The following is a 19,111-nucleotide window of genomic DNA, read 5'->3' on the forward strand; positions in this document are numbered from 1 at the left end:
CTTTTTATTTAAGTTTGTCGTCAATCAAGATTTTGGAAATAAACAGTTGTTATTTCCAATTCTTCACATCTTTTTTTAAAAAAGATTTCTTTCTTCTCTGCTATTCAGTTGCCTGTCCTGGTACAAAAAATCCTGTTTTAAGTAATTGCAAGTTTTCCGATAGGTTGGTGCGAAATGAATATATTTAGTAGTAAACAAAACTGGAATCTCTTACTATCGAGTGAATTTAGTATTTTTTTTTGCGTAATGGGAGAATTTGCATGTAGTTGAAAGTAGATATTTAAAATGCCACTATATAATGTATTTGTGATATCAAAATTGATTTATTATTGGTATTTGTATCGAATACTTATACAGTTTAGTATATCTTTTGTCTTCTTGAGATAATAAATTTTCTTTTATAATATCTTTATTTTCGGAATTGTTACTAGTATAGATTATTAAGGTATCTGCCAATAGGTTAGTATCTTCAATTTTAAGTTCTTTACGAATAGATTTTAATCGTCCATACCCACTTATTTGTGCAGCATCTTGATGAGAAATACTTCCATTTTCATATCTCGGCTTGTATTTTGCATCAATAATAACTTTGAACATAATGTCTTTAGAATTCAACAAAATATCAGGTTCTAAAGAATTAAATTTTTCATGATAAATCACTTCGTTTCTTAATGGGAAAACCTCTTTTAATTTCTTGAATAGATAAAGTTCAAAGAGCTTTGGCATATCTATCCAAAAAGGAGGCGTTCTATATTTTGTCTCGCTTACTTGTGAAATGTTGTTAGAGAAACGTTTCAAAATTATTTTGGCAATTTGAACTGCATATTTATACTCTTTGAAAAACGGATTGTGTTTTAAATTATTTACTTCTTTTAAACTAATATCTGATGAAACACTATAAAATGCCGGACTTATATAATTGAAAAGTTGTTTTGTACTTTCAGAGGATAAAGATTTATGATTTGAAATTACAGCTTGAGCAAACTCTAAAGTTCTTTTTAAAAGTCTGTTTTCAATAGAATTGTAGCCAAATTCTTGATACTTACAGTAGTTAAAATGCATTTTACTTTTTGTATGATTCTTTTTTACAGAAGCATTCACTAAAACTTTACCCTTTACTCTTGTATTTAAGTTTTGAGTAACATCGTAATAAGACTTTTTAAGTCCTTTTCTTACAATCTTTTTTAAGATGGTTAAAAACTCTATAATTAATAATGGACTTAATATATCCTGTTGTTGCTCTATTTCGATTAAAGGAGCATTAAAATCAATGATGTATAGATTATCTAAATGGTTTATATTCTCGGTTTCTTTTAAGGCCTCAAAAAGCATTGATAAATAATCTACCTCAGAAGTATCATTATTTAATTTCGGCTTGATGTAGATAGGTAGTTTGTCTTTTACAATCCAGTTAACACCAACGATATAACTTGAATTTAGTCTGTAAGCTTCGTCATTTTCATTAAACTGAATATCAAAACAAAGCTCGCTGTCATTATTTGATCGCTTAAAGTATTGAGTGAAATTACCTTGTTCTAATGAAGCCATTTGTTCTTCACTCAAATCAAGTAAAGAATTTTCTTTTATATAACCATGATGCTCGTTTACGACAATCATCCTACAATTCTTGAATAATGGTTAGTGCGCTCGTTTTTAAAATACCATCGGCAACATATTCTCTTAAAATTGGCTTTATTTCATAATCTAAATTATATTTAAAATTATTTTCAGAATAAATAAAATAACTATGCCCTAATTGCACATCTTTGGCTTCGAATTCTTCCGATAAATGTTCAGAATTTTCATCATTATCGTTTATAAACAATTCCTTTACTTTTAAGAAAACATCTTCTTTAAAATATAGTTTAGGCTCGTTATCTTTTCTATCAGAATTTAAATCGGTCTCCAATAAAATTTCGGGTAATACATCTACAAAAGCGAAACGTCTTCTTATGGCGTAGTCTATTTGTCCAACACTTCTATCCGCGGTATTCATTGTGCCTATAATAAAAAGATTAGGTGGCAAGGTTATTTTTCTGTTTCCATCAATTTCATACATACTATCTACGGCTTCTCCTCTGTATTCTAATGCATATATTAATTCACCCAAAACACTAGATAAATTTGCTCTGTTAATTTCATCTATGATTAATACGTAGTTTTTTAATGGTTCTCTTTTTATGTTTTTATTATCAAAAGTTAAATTTTTATCTTTTAAAAACTTTTGAAATAAATTAAGAACTCTTACAAAATAGCTTGCATGATGCCGCGCTAGGCCAGAAATATTGTCATTACGTTTTAAGTCTTGTCTTTGTTTATTTCCATCGAGAAAAGCTTGCTTAATATCTTTAAAAAGCATTCTATTACCATTCTGGTTCCAACCTTGCGCTTTACTCTTATATCTAAATGCATCTTCTTCTGAAAATGTAATTCCGACACTTTTTGTTAATTTATAAAAACCATCATTATTTTCAATATGGTCATTTATTTGATCTAAAAACAAGTTAAAATATTCATCCAATAAAATTTCGTTGGAATAAGTTGTTTCATTTTTATAAAAATCATTGTAATTCTTTAACGCTTTGGATGTATACTCTGCCAAAACTCTATTTTTTGTTTTGTATTCAATGTTTCCAGCTTCGTTATTTTCTACGGTTATTCCTCTTACAAAATCTTCATAAGTATAAGACGGGTGAAATTGTATGATTTTATAATCAGAACTAATTGTTTGATTATTCTCCGCTTTATCTAAATTTTGGAATAAATATTTAGCTATTGCTGCATTGTATGGATCAAAACCATTTTTTTGACCACTTTCCCAAAGTTTATTTTTATATGCATCTTTAATCCCTTTGTATGGGATTTCGTAATTAGAATCGCTTTCTAAAGTGACTTTACATCTATCAGGTTTCAATTCTGAAATCAAGTAATTAGTTTTTCCTTTAGAACTTGGAATGGATGAAATCCCTTTTAATGCATTAATAATATAATCATTAGACATGAATTCTATTTTGTTTCCACCTTCTCTGTTACCACATAGTTGTTGAGCAATTTGTTTTGCTAATCTGGTTTTTCCAGTTCCAGGAGGGCCTTGTAAAATGATTTGTTTCTTGTGCTTTAATAATTCTATATGATGTTGCATACTAAATGAAAAGTTTAAATGTTGATTTCTTTCTTCTACAATTTTTATATATGATTCAAATAATATTCCTTTAATATCATTTAGCATTTCTGAATAAAATGTATAATCTAAATTGAATAAGTCATTTTCTGGAGTGATTTCTGTTTGTTTACCAATTAAGATGTAATTATCATCAACAAGTGTTTCTAAGTCTTTTATGTTTCCAAATATAAAATGAAATGAATTGTTGTATAATTCTAGTTGCACTTCTTTTTGGGCTAAATATGAGTTTGCAAAAGGCTTCATATACTCAATTGAAGAAAACTCATTTGCAAAAGGAACATATTGAGTATTAAATCCTAAACCATATCCTACCATGTTATTTCTAAAAAATAAGTGATATTGTAGCTCTATCCCTCCACCTTCATTTATTGACCAATCTCTATTATCCTCTGCTAGTATAAATAATTTGTTTCGAGAGTTCATTCTTTTTTTTGTTGAATAACTCTTTCTTCTTTTTCTGAAACTCGAAACAAAAGCCACCTAAATCTTTATTAATAATATGTACTAACTCCCTTAAATTTCTGAAGGCTATTTTTTTAATTAAATTAATAATTGGATACCCGGTTAATTCTGTAAAGCCTTTTCTATTCGATTCAATACTGCTAAAATCATCACTTGTAATATTTATTTTAGCAATTTTTGCCGCTTCTGTAATTATTAGTTTGAAAGGATAATTATTATTATTTATTACTACAGCATAATCTCGTGCTCTTCTTTTCTTAGGAATTGATTCTAAATCGATTTGTTTGATGGCCTGATCTACCAGATCTTCCGTTAAAAACTTTAGGTTTTCTTGCATGTTAAATTTTCGTAATACGTTTTACTTATCGGTTACTTCTGTTTCACAAATACTTTTGGTGAGACATCTGGCAAAAAACCTTCATGATTATAGGTCTACTTGTGATGTCATATCGCCTGTGCTAAGTTTATATTACAAAAAGTAAAAAGCATATGCTCATTTTCTGGCAAACAAATAAAGTTCAAATATGCTTTATGAATTTCTACTCCTGTTTTGCGTTTAGGGTTTCCTATTTGATTTTTAAATGCGGTAACTATCATTCTCAAATTGATTGTATCATAATTTAAAATATACTCTGGATGGTCAGGTAAATAATCCTCATGGAAATCTTCTTTTACATGAAAATGATACTCGCTTAGATAACTATTAAATCGAATATCAATTTTGAATACCGAATTCCAGGTTTCAACCTTTTCTGCATCTAAAACGTCATTATGAGTAACATCTAATTCAAAATAACCATTTGGGAATTTAACTTTTTGGTCGTCATTTAGGGCGCCAAATTCTGTAAAACTATTAACTGAAATATTGACACCTTTATTTTGCTCGTATGGATAGAACGACTCCCTTCTAATACCATCTGAATCATGCAGGACATCAACTATACCTTTAACTCCACCCTGATTACATTTGTGACACATTGGAACCAAATTTGAAAAATTTATAGCATAAATGGGATATTTGGATTTAAATAGCCAATGGTCATAATCATCTTTGGCTTCACCTTCTACCAAAGAATACTCATGAAGTCCACAAAAGGGGCAAACTCTTCCTGTATTGTTGTGACTTTTAAAAGCTACATAATGATCATAAAAAGTTGTTCCAAGGTTTTTTTGAATAGTTTTATTTGAACGTAGAGCTATCCCAAAAAAATGATCTTTCAACAAAATTTTCAGTGTTTCATGTAAGTTTTGTCCATAGCTCTCGGATAATACTACATTTTTAGTTTTATCATAGCATAAGCTTTTAATGTCAAGACCATCTTGAAACTCATCAAAAAGTTGTTGTCTCAATGCTATTGTTAGTTGTTGAATCTCTGCATGTAAATCCTTAAATTTATCTTCAAAATTTTTATTTTCAAATTTCGCTCTTGCATTTGCCATTACCTCACGAAACCAATCAGGAAATAGAGCTCTTGAATAGGTGCAATCTGGGATTGAATTTTTGATAAAATCAAAAACCACCTGATTTACGCGCTCAATTGGATGGGAAGGATACTTTAATGTGTATATCATTCTTGAACACCTTTTTCTATTATAAGCTTATTTAATTTTTGAAGAATCATAGATTTCTCATGAGATTCACCATATTTTGATAAAGACTCATTTAATTCATTTATGTCATTAGACTGGACATCCTCAAGCATTTCATTCCATGATAATTCGGCTATTTGTTTTTGTTTCCCAAAGAACTCTTTAATTAGATTTTGAACAGATGTTCCATATGTGTTTATCGTTACTTCTTCGGGGCCATCTTTCTTATCTGCTTTTAGCCAAACTACATTACTCTTTTTTGAATCAGAAATCATAAAAGGAGAATGAGTAGTTAGTATAATTTCTTGTTCACGAACATTTTCTGTAGAATTGGCTATCATGCATTCATTTATTAACCAAATAAACTTAGATCTCCATTCAGGATTAAAGTGTGTTTCTGGTTCATCTAGTAGGAATAAGGTGCTTGTGCTATCCAAAAGAATAATACTTCCTAAAATCTGCAACAATTGGTGTTCACCATCTGACAAATGTTTGTAATATATTGGTTCGTTGGCACCTTCTTTATTAAACGAAATATTACCTAAATGGAAAATTTGTTTTGCAATTTCATATTTTGGAATTAAGTCCGAAAGATTTTCACTAGTTCCTGCCTTAGCCGATTTAACAACTTTACTAATATTCCTGCTAATCTTCTCGAAATTGAGGCTTTGGAAAAAATATAACATCCTGAATAACTTATCGGCAGAATTAAACTTTTGTCTAAAACCGGTCAAAGTTGCTTGATTCATTTTGAAATTAAACGATAATTTTGTGAAATCATGACGAGCTGTAGAACTAACTTCCTCATTATATAGTGCGTCAATTGCCTTCAAGTTTTCAATTGCATCTTCTAATTCATCTGGAAGAAACTTCGCAAAAGTCTTAGGCTTTTTTAATGACAACTTAATAGAAAACTCATTTAATTCATTTATTTCAATTTCTTTTTTTAAAATGGATAAACTTTTAGTTTCTCCCAAAATGGAGAGATCCTTATCGAAAATAAAATTAGAGACAGTTATTAATTTTGAAATATTGTAATCTAAAAATTGAAAACGGTTCATTTCTAACTTGGATTCGACCGGTTTATTTTTCTTATTCTTTAAATCTTCATAGTATTCAAAATTCAACTTTACAAAAGGATTACTAATTAGTTCGTTTAAACCTGAGGAATAGCCAATAATATGATTTGGGAGTACCTTGCTTAATCCGTAATTATAAAAATCTTTTACCACAATTTCTATATCATTAAATAAAAGATTGACAATTGGTAGTTCATTCGGTAATTTAGAAACAATTACAAGTTGGTTATGATCTAGATCATTGTAGTTAAGGTCTCCTAATTCGTCCCATGTAAAACCAGCGCCAGCGAGTGTAAGCTTTGGAAGATAGTAATCTAGTTCAAAACCAAAACCCGTTTTAAAATTGTCTAAATCTTTTTTAGATGACCGATTAAAGTTCTCTAGATAGTAGAACATTTCCGCCACTGCTTCTAATGCATTAGATTTTCCTGAACCATTTAGACCAACAAAGCAAATCGGTTCTATTTGGTCATTTGGTATCAAAGAGCGATTGAAATTAATTTCGTAATCTGAGGGCAATCCGCGAAATGGCGATAATAATTTAATCCGCTTTAATTTCATTTATTGTATTTAAAAATTACTTGTTGAGTTAACCCGCTATATTCAGTTCTGATTTTTTCTTCGGACAAAAGATTCTTTACAATACCTTTTACCATTGAATTATTAAAATCTATCTCTTTTTTGTTTAAAATATCTTCAATTTGTGCTATTGTGAATTCTTGGTACCCAAATTGACTTTTAATTATTTGCTCTAGCTTCTCGATTGTTAATGATACATAAGTAGGTTTAAATCCTTTTTTACCTAAAGTTTTTCCCGAATTACTTTCCTCTTCAAATTGAGAAATATTTACCTTACTCAAATCCAACTCTCCTTTAAAAGCTTTCTGGCTAAGACTATCATATAGGTTAGTAATTTCCCTCAAACTAAATTCTAGGTTGTATTTAACAGATTCAGTATGGGCAAGTATTCTAGCAAATTCATTTTGAAGTGGAAGGGGAGGGATAGGTATCCTTAATTTTTTTAGGGCTCCAACATTAAAGTGCTTGTGAATACCACCAACCTCTTTAGATGTAACAATTCTTTTACCTATTTCAGAATTAAAGAAATAAACTAGATATTGCGGATTCATGATCTCATGATTTGGTCTAGAAATGATCAGGTCAATACAATTACTACCCTCTAATTCTTTTGGGATTATCGCTGCTGTCCCAGTATTTCCAGTTCTTACAAATACTACATCTCCCTCTTTTAAAATAGATTTTGCTAATAATTTTTGATTTGACTCTTCTGAAAAATAAACTACATCCGTTAAATCAATTCTATTAGGCTTAATATTTAACGATCTTAGCGCTAAAACTCCATCTTTAACGTAATGAGATGCAGGTTTGATAACAACTCCTACAGAAAGCTTCTGCAAATATTCACCTCCTGAAAGCATCTCAAATTCCTTTTCATTTCTAATAGGATCCCCAAATATCTCCAAAAAAGTAGATTTTAAAAACTCATCTAAAAGCTTAATACTTTCGTTTCTTTTTTTTAATTAGATTTTCGCAATTGGAAAGAACTTTGGCAATCCGTTTTTGATTTTCCAGAGAAGGTATAGGAATTAATGTTTTTCCAAGTTCTTTTGAAGAAATGTTTGGTTGAGCACCACCATAAGCATTTTGAATAATTTTAGCGCTTATAAAAGATAAGTATTGATATAAATAATCATTGTATAATTTTGATTTGTCCGGTAAGAAACAGCCAACTCGTTGATTTTGATACGCAGGAATGTCTAAGTTGTATTTACCAATTTTTCCAATGGTGGCTCCTGACATTGCAATTAGAATGTCGTCTCTTCTAATTATGTAGGACTCAAATTTATCATTTGGTAAAATATATTTTGGTTTGGAAAGATCAACTTTACCATTTTTAATTTCACCAATTCGAACAATAGGAAGACCATTTTCTACGAATTCTGAGCTTTTAAAAGCATAACCATTCCGGATGGCACAAATCTTATTTAACGTAATTTTCTTCATTAAATAAGCTCTTTCAATTCGTTTAACCCCTTAATTATCTGATGTTCTAATCCATTTTCACCAATTAGTTTTTCTAATATGACATTTGGATTTTCATAAACAATTTCTTCAAATATTTCTTCTTTGTATTTATTGTAACTCAAATCATAGTCTTCTTCTACAATTTCGGCTTTCGAGACATAGAAAAATTTCATTTTCCCAGTTCTGTCATTTTTTTCTGGATCAAAGGGGTTTTGAAATTCTTTAACAATGTCTTGCAGGTCTCCATGACCGTTTTCGTTTTTTGAACGTTTATCATCCAAACTGTAGCCATCCGATTGCATGTCATAAAACCAAACATTTTCAGTTTCTCCGCCTTTTGTGAAAATGAGTAATGCTGTACTTACACCTGCATAGGGTTTAAAAACACCACTAGGCATACTAACAACAGCTTTCAATTGGGAGTTTTCAATCATTAATTTTCGAGCATCTTGAAATGCTTTACTAGAACTGAATAAAACTCCTTGCGGAATAACAATTCCAGCAGTTCCTCCCATTTTTAGCATGTTGTAGATACGCTCTATAAATAGAAGTTCAGTTTTAGTCGTTTTTAGCTGTAACTCCTCATTTATATCTCCTTTATCTATACTTCCTGTAAAAGGCGGATTTGCCAACACTACATCGTATTCTGAAGTTTCATAGTAGCTTTTGCTTAAAGTATCTTTATAATCTATTTGAGGGCTTTCTATACCATGCATCATTAAGTTCATTAAGCCCAAGCGAACCATTGTTTGGTCTATATCGTAGCCTTGTAAACTACTACCTAAAATATCTTTTACTTCTTCGGTTAATAAAGCATTTCGGCTACTGCGAATAAAACCATCTTCGTCTGGTTCCTGCTTATCTTTTTCTTTATCTAATTGTGTCACCATATATTGATAAGCACCTAATAAAAATCCTCCTGTTCCGCACGCAGGATCTGCAATACGTTGCCCTAATTTTGGGTTGACCATTTCAGCAAGCAATTTGATGATATGTCTTGGCGTTCTAAACTGTCCGTTTTTTCCTGCGGAAGCAATTTCGCTTAACAACATTTCATACACATCTCCTTGAATATCTTGGAAATCCTGACCGTTTTCTGTAGCATCTTGCTCCATAAGGTCAAAAATCTCATCAATACTCTTAACAGCTTCTAATAACAACGATGGTTTTGGAATAATGAACACAGCATTTCTCATGTGTTTTACAAATGGAGATTCCGCAGTATCTAATTGTTTAATAAAAGGAAACACATAACGTTGTACATGTTGTAGCATTTCTTCTGCAGGCAAACGTTTATAGTTGCTCCAACGCAATTCTTGTGTGTCTATTCCGTTTTGTTTGTTTTCTTCGTCTTGTTTTGTAGAGTAAAAAACACCATCAAATTTTGAAGTATATGCATCTCCAGTAAATTCTGCATCAGACTGGTTCTTTAAATCATTCTCATCCAGTTTTTTCATAAATAGCAAGTAGGTAATTTGCTCTATAGCTGTTAGGGGATTCGAGATACCACCAGACCAGAATTTATTCCAGAGGTCATTTATTTTTGATGCAATTTGAGGATTGCTATTGATTAAGCTCATATTAGGCTACAAATTTGTCGGTTAATGTTAGTATGTCTATTATTTCTTTAGGTGAAAATATACCTCGAACCCCTTTTGGATGAATTATAGTAAAGGGTGCATTTATTAAATCTCTTTTTTTAATAGAGCCACGTTCAATAATATAATTCTTCAACAAGTTTAAAAACTCTATTTGTCTAGAAGACAAATAGGTGTGTTCTGTTATAAATTGGCTGACTGCTTTACTAACTTGGTCATCAAAACGTTCCAAAATTTCAATACCCAGGATATGTTTTATAAACTGTATTAATTTAGCATTTTGATGATTGTAAACTTTACGTAATAAAGCTTCGGTAATGTGTGGGTCTGTTTCGTGTAATTCTTCTGCTAATGTTTGTGCATCATCTTCAGTAATAGACTGACCTTCTTTTAGTTTTTGTAAGATTGGGTTGCGCTTAGTGAGTTCTTCAACCTTAGCCTCAACCATTTCTCTATATTTAGTAATACTTACTGCTTCGTTTTGTGGACCAAATTCTACCATCTCTTTGGTTTTTAAAACATCCTCTAAGTTTAATCTGGTTGCTCCCAAAGGTAGTGTTGTTGGTTCTCTAAAATGAATTAAAGGAGAAATAGTTTTGGCTAAAACATCGAAACCAGCATCAGTAATTGTATTCCAAAAATGATTTTTAAGCACTTGATTTATATAGGTTTTATGCTTTGCTACACTATTAATAGTTAAAGGTAATTCGCTTACAATGTTTATGATGTTTTCTTTAAGCGTATTAAATTGATCTGTTTCTTCCGCAAGATGCGAAATGGAAATTTCTAATACATCTTTTTCAAAACGCATGGCTTTAAAATTAACTTGCGAAACAGCTCTAAATAGTGGTTTGATGGTTTGTCTTAAATAGGTAAAACTTTCGTTGTTTAGATTTTTCCAGAAATCAGTATTTTCTACCAAAGCTAAAACTGATTTTGCCTCTTGTATAACAACAGATCTAGTGGGTAAATCTAGAATCTGTTCTCTAAGTTTATTTATCTCCTTAAGAGCAATATCTCTTTCATCTAGTTCTAGAGCGAGTTCGATTTTATCTAAGCGTAACCCAAACAATCTAACAGGCAAAGGTATTTGTGTTTTCGATTCTTTTCCCTTTGGGTTTAATTTGAAATATTCAAAGTTATCCCAACAATCTAAAATTAAAAAGTTGTCTTTTTCTGGACACCAAGGTTTTATTTTGGCAGGCTCGAGCAGTCTTGTCCCACGACCAATCATTTGCCAAAACTTAGTATAGGAATACACAGGTTTTGCGAATACGAGATTTACCAATTCTCTAACATCAATTCCTGTATCTAACATATCTACGCTTATGGCTATTCTGGGCATATCGTTATTAGTAAACTGATGCAATAAACCTCCTTTGCCATATACTCTAGGATCATCGGACACCATAACTTTTGCTAAATCGCCTGTGTATTCCGGATACAATGCATCAAAAATCTTTTCAATACGTCTTGCATGCGCTATTGTTGCACAAAAGAAAATAGTCTTGCCAGGAAGCACACCATTTGGGTCTTTAATAGACTCTTCCATAAACTCCTTAACAATGGTAACATTAGTTCCCTTGTTAATTACTGCTTTTTCAAGATCTGTTCCTTCAAAATTTATTTCTGCGACTTCTTTTCCTTGTAAAATAAGTTTCTTTTGGTCTTCTAAACTTATAGTTCTTTTGCTAATTCCTTCCTGTTGAAACTTTGTTTGAATTTTCATGACTTGAAAATTACTCAGATAGGGTGGAATGTTATTTACCGCTTCTTCATAAGAATAGGCAAACGTAGGCAAACCATCTTCACACTCAAATAATTGGAAGGTGTTATGATCTATAACATCTGTTGGCGTTGCAGTTAAACCCAACGTAGTTGTATTGAAATAATCTAAAATCTCTTGGTAGGTGCTATAAATAGAGCGATGACTTTCATCCACAACGATTAAATCAAAAAAAATGTGGCGATAATGTGTTTCGATCATCTCTAACAATGTTTAGCATTGTTGGATAAGTTGAGATATATATTCGTCTATCTGTAGCAATATTTTTTTCTCCGAGTTTTGGCCAACAAGGTTCGTTAGGCAAAAATTCTTTAAAAGCCTCTAAAGCTTGATCTCGCAACGCAATTCTATCTACTAAAAACAATACACGCTCTGCCCATCCAGACCTCATAAGGGTATCGACTAATGCAACACATGTTCTAGTTTTCCCTGTTCCTGTAGCCATAACCAAAAGAAACATTTGACGTTTTCTTTCGATTCCTTCCATCACTGAACGAATAGCTTGAATTTGATAATCGCGACCGGCAATGCCTACATTTATTAATTCAGTTGCTAACGGCTTTCTATTTTTTCTAATGTATAAATAGCGCTCTAAATCGTCACGCCTTGGAAAACCAATTACTTTTTTTGGCGGATAGTTTCCTAAATCCCAAAAGAAAATATCATAGCCATTCGTATAAAAACAAAAAGGTAATTCGCCATCAGATTCATTTTGAATATTTAAACAGTATTGTTTTGCTTGCTCTCTACCTAATTCAGCATCTTTGGAAGTTTTTTTAGCTTCAACGACAGCTAATGCTTTTCCGTTTTTACCTAAAAGCACATAATCACTGAATTGATTTGAATAGCTAGATTCAGGTTCATTTGCTACTGATCTTGAACCTAAACTAGATTCAATTATGACTTGAGTTTGGTCATTGATATTCCAGCCAGCGCTAAGCAGGCTCTTATCAATAATTTGTTTTCTTGTTTGTTTTTCGTTCACAAAAAATAATTAATGGTCTTTCTTAGTTAGAATATAAATATAGTGAACTAAAAATTTGACTCTAAAATTTCTTAAAGCAATTCCAAATTATCCTGTTACTATACAGTAGAATCAAATTTTAGCAACTTCGATCTTTACTTAAACCATTTTATTATTTATCAATTCTTTAAATTTCTCTTTTCGTTCTTGAGAAAGAAAACTGCGATCTATCAATTCTGACCATTCCAGGATACCTTTTTCAATACGCTTCCAGAGATTTTCAATTGCCTTTTCTGGGATATGTGCTTTTAGCATGGCTTCATTAAAATCATTCTGCTTTAATTTTCGCTTTTTACCGTTAAGTGTTAGCGCTAGGTCTTCATTATCCTCCGGCATTAGCAGTTTTACGGCAAGCATGTCATAAGCCGGTGCCAATTGATATAAATTGGATTTTGTGGATATTAATGAAAAGTTCTTTAAGTGCATATCATTATTACCAATTAGGTAAGACACAATAACCTGCTCATAAAAATGTACAACGTCCATCAGTCGATTTCCATTATACTTTAAAATAGCTCTGGCAATTTGTTCATAAGAGCCACGATATTTATGTTCGGTAAGCCGTTCAGTAAATTGACAGGCATCCTCCATGGCAAATTTATTGTTTTTCTGATCCCTATCTATTCTACGTGTTAGATATGCCAGCTCACCACCTTTCAAAGGAATTAGTAGGAAAGGAACTGTTGCAATTCCACAAACCTGAGCCATTAACATCGATAATGCCTCTATTTCCGGCATTTGTGGATATTGTGAATAAGGTGGTTTTAAAATATATTTACCATCCAAAGCTCCCACTATTGTTAATCTTCTATTTTCTTCTTGGTCTGTAAACCCTAATGAAAGTTTAGGCTGAACACCGGGCACCGTGATACGTTGTGTGATGTTTTCTTTTGCTAATGTTTCCAGTTCTGATATTGAGTAGGCTAATTTCAGTACTGGAGTATCGTTCTGCCAGAAATCTGCAAGACATTTAGGATGATAGAGTATTTCATCCTTTCCTAATGGTTGTAAACATGCTAAACAATTTTTCATAACGGTGTCACACTTATATTACCTATACAATCTTTACAGGTGGCCATCAGTAATCCCATACGATCACGCGGATCCAATTTCCAGTTTTTTTGAGCGATATTTAATAACCAGCCCTCTGGTATTAACCCATCAAAAAACGGAAATAGAAACTCGGCTTTAAAAGGCTCTTTTTGGAGTGGTAATGTCAAACTAACAGGTTTCTTAACCATACTTTCCAAATAAATTTCTTCATATTGAAAAAGATATCCTTCCTCGTTCTCGGATAGTAATCCGGCAAGAATATCATCAACAAAAATTTTAGCTTGTCTCATTTGATATAGGCTGAGGTTTCAAAGTAGTGCCAAAGAAAAGCAATACCTGATTTACTTTATCGGTCATTAAATTGGGCTTACCTTGTTCCAGATCACGAACAAAACGTAACCCCACTCCCGTCAGGTCGGACAACTCTGTTTGAGTCATTTTATTCGCTTTCCTTTGTTTTCGCACATATTCGGCAATAGGATTGCTACGATTCCATTTTTCCATAAATATACCTTTACGGGTGCAATATAATAAAATTATTGTATTTTATACCTGAATAGGTATATTATATTTAATAATTATTAAATTATATCATTTTGGGTATAGTTTAATAATTTATTTCTTGCACAAATTTTACTACACCTAACCATGCGCTTGGTACTGGGTTATTTTTATAGCGTACGTGAAGTTAAGCTTAAACTAAAAAAAGTAGGTGTCACATCTGACATATGGAATGAGAATTACAGTAATATTTTTACCATATTACTTAGATTTTCAAGTATTTACTAATACTAGACTTCATTCGTCAGGGTTTATTGTCATTATAAATTTTTTTTTTCTCTTCCAACCACTTGCAGTTCCTTCTTTTATTTTGGATTGGTCAAACTCTCTAAGATGACAAAACCACTATTTAATTTCACAATAAATAACTTTTGTTATCATATCAGGCTCTATGTTTAATAGCTTAGCAAGCCTCACAATCTCTCCAAGTGTAAATTTATCTGGATGACTTAATTTAGCCATATATCTACCGTAATTTATCCCTAGCGAATTAGCAATTTTGGTTGGATATAATTCAGCAAGCGTATACATCTTCTTAATTCTACCCGTCTCAAACATTGATCCGATGGAAAGAAGTGTTGGGTCTTTATGGTGGTCGTCTTTTGTCATGGGGTGCTTTCTTAACCCTAAAATGACAACTAATTCATTTATGGTACTGATTAATATACTCATAATAAATTAAAATTTGTATTTTCAGTATAATTGTTTACATTTAATAAATTATTACTTACTAATAGTAATTTGATGAGAAATTCTATTGATAATAATTTCGATTTATTAAAAAAAGGAGATCCAATTATATTGGCACACATTCATGCTAGGTACAGTCGAAGTATCTTTTGGATAGGCCGCCAAATTCTTGAGGATAATTTTGTGGTAGAATCTCTGGTACAGGATTCCTTTTTAAAATTATGGATCCACAGGGATCGTATAGAATCACCTAAGCATATTTTCTATTTTTTACGAATGGTTATGAAAAGAGAATGCTATTCATACTATACAACTCCAAAAACACAGTTTTTCAGAAGAGTTAATTCGTTGGATAATTATGAGAAATATCAAGACTATTTAGCAGGATATGATCCTATAAAAGATGAGGAAATATTAAAGAATCAAGAAGAGACACAAAAAACCTTTGACCAAATTAAAAAAGTCTTGCCGCTTTTAAGTCCAGAAAGAAAACATTTGATTGAACTCTGTTTAGAATATGGCTTTCAATATAAAGCTATTTCAAAAGTAATTGGAACAGGTATTACCGAAACCAGTAATGAGGTTAAGTTGGCTATTGAGGATATTAAAAATATTATCAATATAAAATGCACGCATGAAACCAAACAAAACCCAGTTAATGAAAGGATAATTCAAGTGGTAATGACCGAAGAGCAGGAAAAAGTATTGCAACTAAGATGTGAAAAAAAATATTCTTTTGCTTCCATTGCAAAAGAACTTAACCTGTCTCAAAAGGAAGTCCACAAGGAATTTATGACTGCTTATAAGTTTATAAAGAAGAAGCACCAACAGCAATTAAAAACGGCTTAATATGGAAAAGTCAACTATTAAACTGACTAGAAAGATCCAGCTATTGGTGGACCTTCCAACTAAAGAAGAAAGAAAGGAAGCCTTGGATAAACTTTATGGGTGGCAGAACAGATGTTTTAGAGCAGCTAATCTCATCGTTACCCACCTCTATGTACAGGAAATGATCAAGGAATTCTTTTATCTATCAGAAGGGATAAAGTATAAATTGGCTGATGAAAAGAAAGATAAATATGGAATCCTGCAACGCTCCCGTATTAATACTACCTACAGGGTAGTATCTAATCGCTTTAAAGGTGAAATCCCTACAAATATATTATCTAACCTAAATAAAAATTTAATCACTTCCTTCAATAAAGACAGGCCGGAATATTGGAAAGGTGAACGGTCACTAATGAATTTCAGAAGGGATATGGCTTTTCCATTTGATATAGAATTGATTATTGGATTACATTTTAATGAGGATAAAAAAGCTTTTTGTTTCAGTTTAAATAAAATTCCTTTTCGCACCTATTTAGGCAAGGATTATACCGATAAACGAAAATTACTGGAGCGAGTCATAAAAGGAAATATTAAGCTTTGTACATCTCATATGAAATTAAAGGATGGCAAAATATTCTTTCTTCCTGTATTCGAAATTGAAAAAGAAAAGCATATCCTAAAACCAGAAGTGATAGCAGAGGCTTCTCTATCCCTAGAATATCCTATTGTAGTGAAAACCGGTAATACTAAACTTACTATTGGTACCAAGGAAGAGTTTCTATACAGAAGGTTAGCTATACAAGCAGCCCATAAAAGGGCACAGGTTGGGGCTACCTATTCCAAATCAGGCAAAGGGGTGCAAAGAAAATTAAAAGCGGTACAAAAGTTCCGAAATGCTGAAAGTAATTATGTGCACTATCGTATACACGTATACAGCAGAAGGCTAATCAATTTCTGCATTAAACACCAAGCTGGAACGCTCATTTTATTAAATCAGGAGGACAAGATCGGGATCGCTAAAGAGGAGGAATTTGTATTAAGAAACTGGAGCTATTATGAGTTAATGACTAAAATAAAATACAAGGCAGAGAAAGCAGGTATTGAACTTATCATCGATTGAGAATTTAATTACGAGGGTGCTTGTACACCCACAAGGTGAGGTCGATAATCACACTCACTAAATGCACATAGCATATACAACGCGTGAGCTCCCTTATTTTGAAATACCTAAATTTTTGAAGACATGAAGTAAATAAGACAGAGCTACGGTAAAATTTTCTAAAAAGCCTACAATTTTTATTTATGGTAACGGTGCAAGGTTATCAGTGCCTCATATTTTTACTGGAATACCTGATTTAGGCCTAAATCCAACATTTTAATAAAAATGAATTTGACGTTGACTCAAAAATAACCTATACTCATTATAATTTTCTTGAAGTTCTGCTGCTACTTTATATATTATTGCGAAATATTATAGAGGAAGTCCAAAATCTACACAATATCTCAAATTGAATTCCTCAAAAATAAGATGCTTTTCAACAAATATTTTTCTGTAATGGTAATTTTCCATAAATATCATTTAAATAATAATTTAGCACTTAATCCTATTTCCTGTCAATTAATGCCTCATAAACCAAATATCTTAAATATTCCTTGCCTTCAATCTCAAGACCTTCTAACATTATGAGCTTATTGAAAGTTTCAAGCAATTGAGTAGTAGTTTTAATTTCAACTAAAAGGAATTTTTTCATACCCTCCTTATGCCTTTTAATTTCTTCAGTTGTGGAGTTTTCAATTTTAATCCTTACTAGATGAAGTATTTGGCCATGATTTTTAATTTTGGATATCTTCTGTACTTCCTGAAACAAATTTTCGAAAATTTCAGATGATTTCGTAAAATCATTAAGGTTATCGAATGCTTTTTTAGGACCTGTACCATGTGTGATACTTAAAACTTTAGACTTAATATCCTTAGGTTTAATATATAAATTCTTTTCTTCGTTATTCTTGTCTTTATATAGAATAGAAGCAACTGTCGAAAATTTTAGAGCTTCCTTTTTTATTTCATCATTAGAAACCTGAATCGTGTTTTGAAGATGACCTACTCCTTCAATGCTTTTCAATTCAGTAGTTTTAAAGAATATCCTAATTGCCGACTCATTAAATTCACTAAAAGCTATTTCGTATTCCGTATCGGAATTTAAACTTTCAAAATGGAGCTTAAGTAGAGCTAATACAAAAGCTATATTGTTATTATAGTTGAAATATCTATCTTCTGAAATAATTGCACGTAAATAGAATTCATCTTCTTTAGTATCATGAATGAGCCTGTATCTTCTCACATGCTCCGCTTTAGATTTTAGACTTTCTAAATTCTGGTTGAGAATATCTCTATATCCTTTTTTAAGTAGACTTGAAGCATATTTATCAATATTGTATAAGTTTTGAAAGAAGTCTCTTTCTCCTGAATGAATAGGAATGGCTTTAATTTCTTCTTTTCCTGATCCATTAAAATATTCGGACTCACTTAAATTATTAAAGACCAATCCAAATTCCTTCTCATAATTAAATTGAATATCTTTTAGATTACTTCTTAAATCTATCTTTTTATAACGAGAATCCATTGATTTAAGGATTGTGTAAAGCGTGGAAGATCCTTTTATAGATATAAATCGATCTTTCAGATTTGAAATATCAAAATATAATTTAATCTCTTCTAGATATTCACTATCGTAAATTAAGGTTAGGAGCTTGTCTACCCCAATTCCATTATCTCCTTTCTTGAACTCGTCACTATTAAGTGTTCTTTTTTTTAAATTTTTCCATCAGGTTTTATTTTATTTGTTGCCTTTACTATCCTTTCGATTACTCCTTACATGTGGTTTGACTTCAATGGTCTTTCCATTTACTTTTCTTTTGTGCCCGGGAATTCTATTAAACTTTCTCCCATTTGAATCTTGTGCCATACTTTTTTTTTTTAAAATATTTTGACTTTATTTACAAATAGACCCTACCAATTATAAATTAGATCAGTATCATTTGTAGTAAATTGAGGTGTTTCCTCATCTATATACTTATACTGATATATCCTTTTTGGTATATAAATGAAACCTACAAAAGAATCTGAAATTGATTTCGCAGAAATAAAAAGTTTTGAGTTGTTAGATTATATAGCAATGAAAGAAGATTTTCCCGAAGAAGCGACACAAG

17 protein-coding genes are annotated in these 19,111 nt (G+C 31.4%); 2 read left to right on the plus strand and 15 right to left on the minus strand.

Annotated features, from left to right (window positions below):
* Positions 1-312: 312 nt before the first annotated feature.
* The 14 genes from ON07_RS00615 to ON07_RS00675 all read right to left on the minus strand — a co-directional run bounded on the left by ON07_RS00615 (position 313) and on the right by ON07_RS00675 (position 15,055).
* Positions 313-1,617 carry a 5-methylcytosine restriction system specificity protein McrC gene (locus ON07_RS00615; protein ID WP_010227342.1) on the minus strand — a complete coding sequence of 435 codons (1,305 nt, stop codon included), beginning with the start codon at positions 1,615-1,617 and terminating at the stop codon, positions 313-315.
* A 1-nt stretch (position 1,618) separates the two neighbouring features.
* Positions 1,619-3,607, minus strand: coding sequence for an AAA family ATPase (locus ON07_RS16730; RefSeq protein ID WP_010227344.1), 1,989 nt, complete (start codon positions 3,605-3,607; stop codon positions 1,619-1,621).
* A complete protein-coding gene (locus ON07_RS00625) occupies positions 3,567-3,983 on the minus strand; it encodes a hypothetical protein (RefSeq protein WP_010227346.1) in 417 nt (138 codons plus the stop codon). Before ON07_RS00625 ends, ON07_RS16730 begins: the two co-directional genes overlap by 41 nt.
* 107 nt (positions 3,984-4,090) lie before the next feature.
* Entirely contained in the window at positions 4,091-5,218 is a 1,128-nt protein-coding gene (locus ON07_RS00630; protein ID WP_010227348.1) for a hypothetical protein, read from the minus strand.
* Positions 5,215-6,876: a restriction system-associated AAA family ATPase gene (locus ON07_RS00635; RefSeq protein WP_010227350.1), complete on the minus strand. Its 1,662-nt coding sequence runs from the start codon at positions 6,874-6,876 to the stop codon at positions 5,215-5,217. Before ON07_RS00635 ends, ON07_RS00630 begins: the two co-directional genes overlap by 4 nt.
* Positions 6,873-7,799, minus strand: coding sequence for a restriction endonuclease subunit S (locus ON07_RS00640; RefSeq protein WP_010227352.1), 927 nt, complete (start codon positions 7,797-7,799; stop codon positions 6,873-6,875). The genes ON07_RS00635 and ON07_RS00640 overlap by 4 nt, the downstream gene beginning before the upstream one ends.
* Positions 7,800-7,830: 31 nt before the next feature.
* Positions 7,831-8,340 (minus strand): restriction endonuclease subunit S, encoded by a 510-nt coding sequence (locus ON07_RS00645; RefSeq protein WP_010227354.1) that lies wholly within the window; start codon positions 8,338-8,340, stop codon positions 7,831-7,833.
* A complete protein-coding gene (locus ON07_RS00650) occupies positions 8,340-9,941 on the minus strand; it encodes a class I SAM-dependent DNA methyltransferase (protein WP_010227356.1) in 1,602 nt (533 codons plus the stop codon). Before ON07_RS00650 ends, ON07_RS00645 begins: the two co-directional genes overlap by 1 nt.
* 1 nt (position 9,942) lies before the next feature.
* The gene (locus tag ON07_RS14025) at positions 9,943-11,946 is read right to left on the minus strand and encodes a type I restriction-modification enzyme R subunit C-terminal domain-containing protein (protein WP_010227358.1); all 2,004 of its coding nucleotides are present in this window, start codon (positions 11,944-11,946) and stop codon (positions 9,943-9,945) included.
* Complete coding sequence (locus ON07_RS16795) at positions 11,912-12,730, minus strand: DEAD/DEAH box helicase family protein (RefSeq protein WP_010227360.1); 819 nt, start codon at positions 12,728-12,730, stop codon at positions 11,912-11,914. Before ON07_RS16795 ends, ON07_RS14025 begins: the two co-directional genes overlap by 35 nt.
* A 138-nt stretch (positions 12,731-12,868) precedes the next feature.
* The gene (locus ON07_RS00660; protein ID WP_010227361.1) at positions 12,869-13,801 is read right to left on the minus strand and encodes a HipA domain-containing protein; all 933 of its coding nucleotides are present in this window, start codon (positions 13,799-13,801) and stop codon (positions 12,869-12,871) included.
* Positions 13,798-14,112, minus strand: coding sequence for a HipA N-terminal domain-containing protein (locus ON07_RS00665; RefSeq protein WP_010227363.1), 315 nt, complete (start codon positions 14,110-14,112; stop codon positions 13,798-13,800). Before ON07_RS00665 ends, ON07_RS00660 begins: the two co-directional genes overlap by 4 nt.
* The gene (locus ON07_RS00670) at positions 14,099-14,326 is read right to left on the minus strand and encodes a helix-turn-helix transcriptional regulator (RefSeq protein WP_010227365.1); all 228 of its coding nucleotides are present in this window, start codon (positions 14,324-14,326) and stop codon (positions 14,099-14,101) included. The genes ON07_RS00665 and ON07_RS00670 overlap by 14 nt, the downstream gene beginning before the upstream one ends.
* Before the next feature lie 402 nt (positions 14,327-14,728).
* Complete coding sequence (locus ON07_RS00675) at positions 14,729-15,055, minus strand: hypothetical protein (RefSeq protein ID WP_010227367.1); 327 nt, start codon at positions 15,053-15,055, stop codon at positions 14,729-14,731.
* A gap of 72 nt (positions 15,056-15,127) precedes the next feature.
* Between ON07_RS00675 and ON07_RS00680 the strand changes: the two genes are divergently transcribed.
* Positions 15,128-15,922 (plus strand): RNA polymerase sigma factor, encoded by a 795-nt coding sequence (locus ON07_RS00680; protein ID WP_033444993.1) that lies wholly within the window; start codon positions 15,128-15,130, stop codon positions 15,920-15,922.
* A 1-nt stretch (position 15,923) separates the two neighbouring features.
* Complete coding sequence (locus ON07_RS00685) at positions 15,924-17,021, plus strand: hypothetical protein (protein ID WP_010227370.1); 1,098 nt, start codon at positions 15,924-15,926, stop codon at positions 17,019-17,021.
* Between the two features lie 484 nt (positions 17,022-17,505).
* On the opposite strand, the gene ON07_RS00690 is transcribed toward ON07_RS00685, so the two are convergent.
* Positions 17,506-18,525 (minus strand): hypothetical protein, encoded by a 1,020-nt coding sequence (locus tag ON07_RS00690; RefSeq protein WP_010227371.1) that lies wholly within the window; start codon positions 18,523-18,525, stop codon positions 17,506-17,508.
* Between the last annotated feature and the right edge of the window lie 586 nt (positions 18,526-19,111).

The organism is Gillisia marina (genome assembly GCF_000258765.1).
Classification (GTDB): Bacteria; Bacteroidota; Bacteroidia; order Flavobacteriales; family Flavobacteriaceae; genus Gillisia; species Gillisia marina.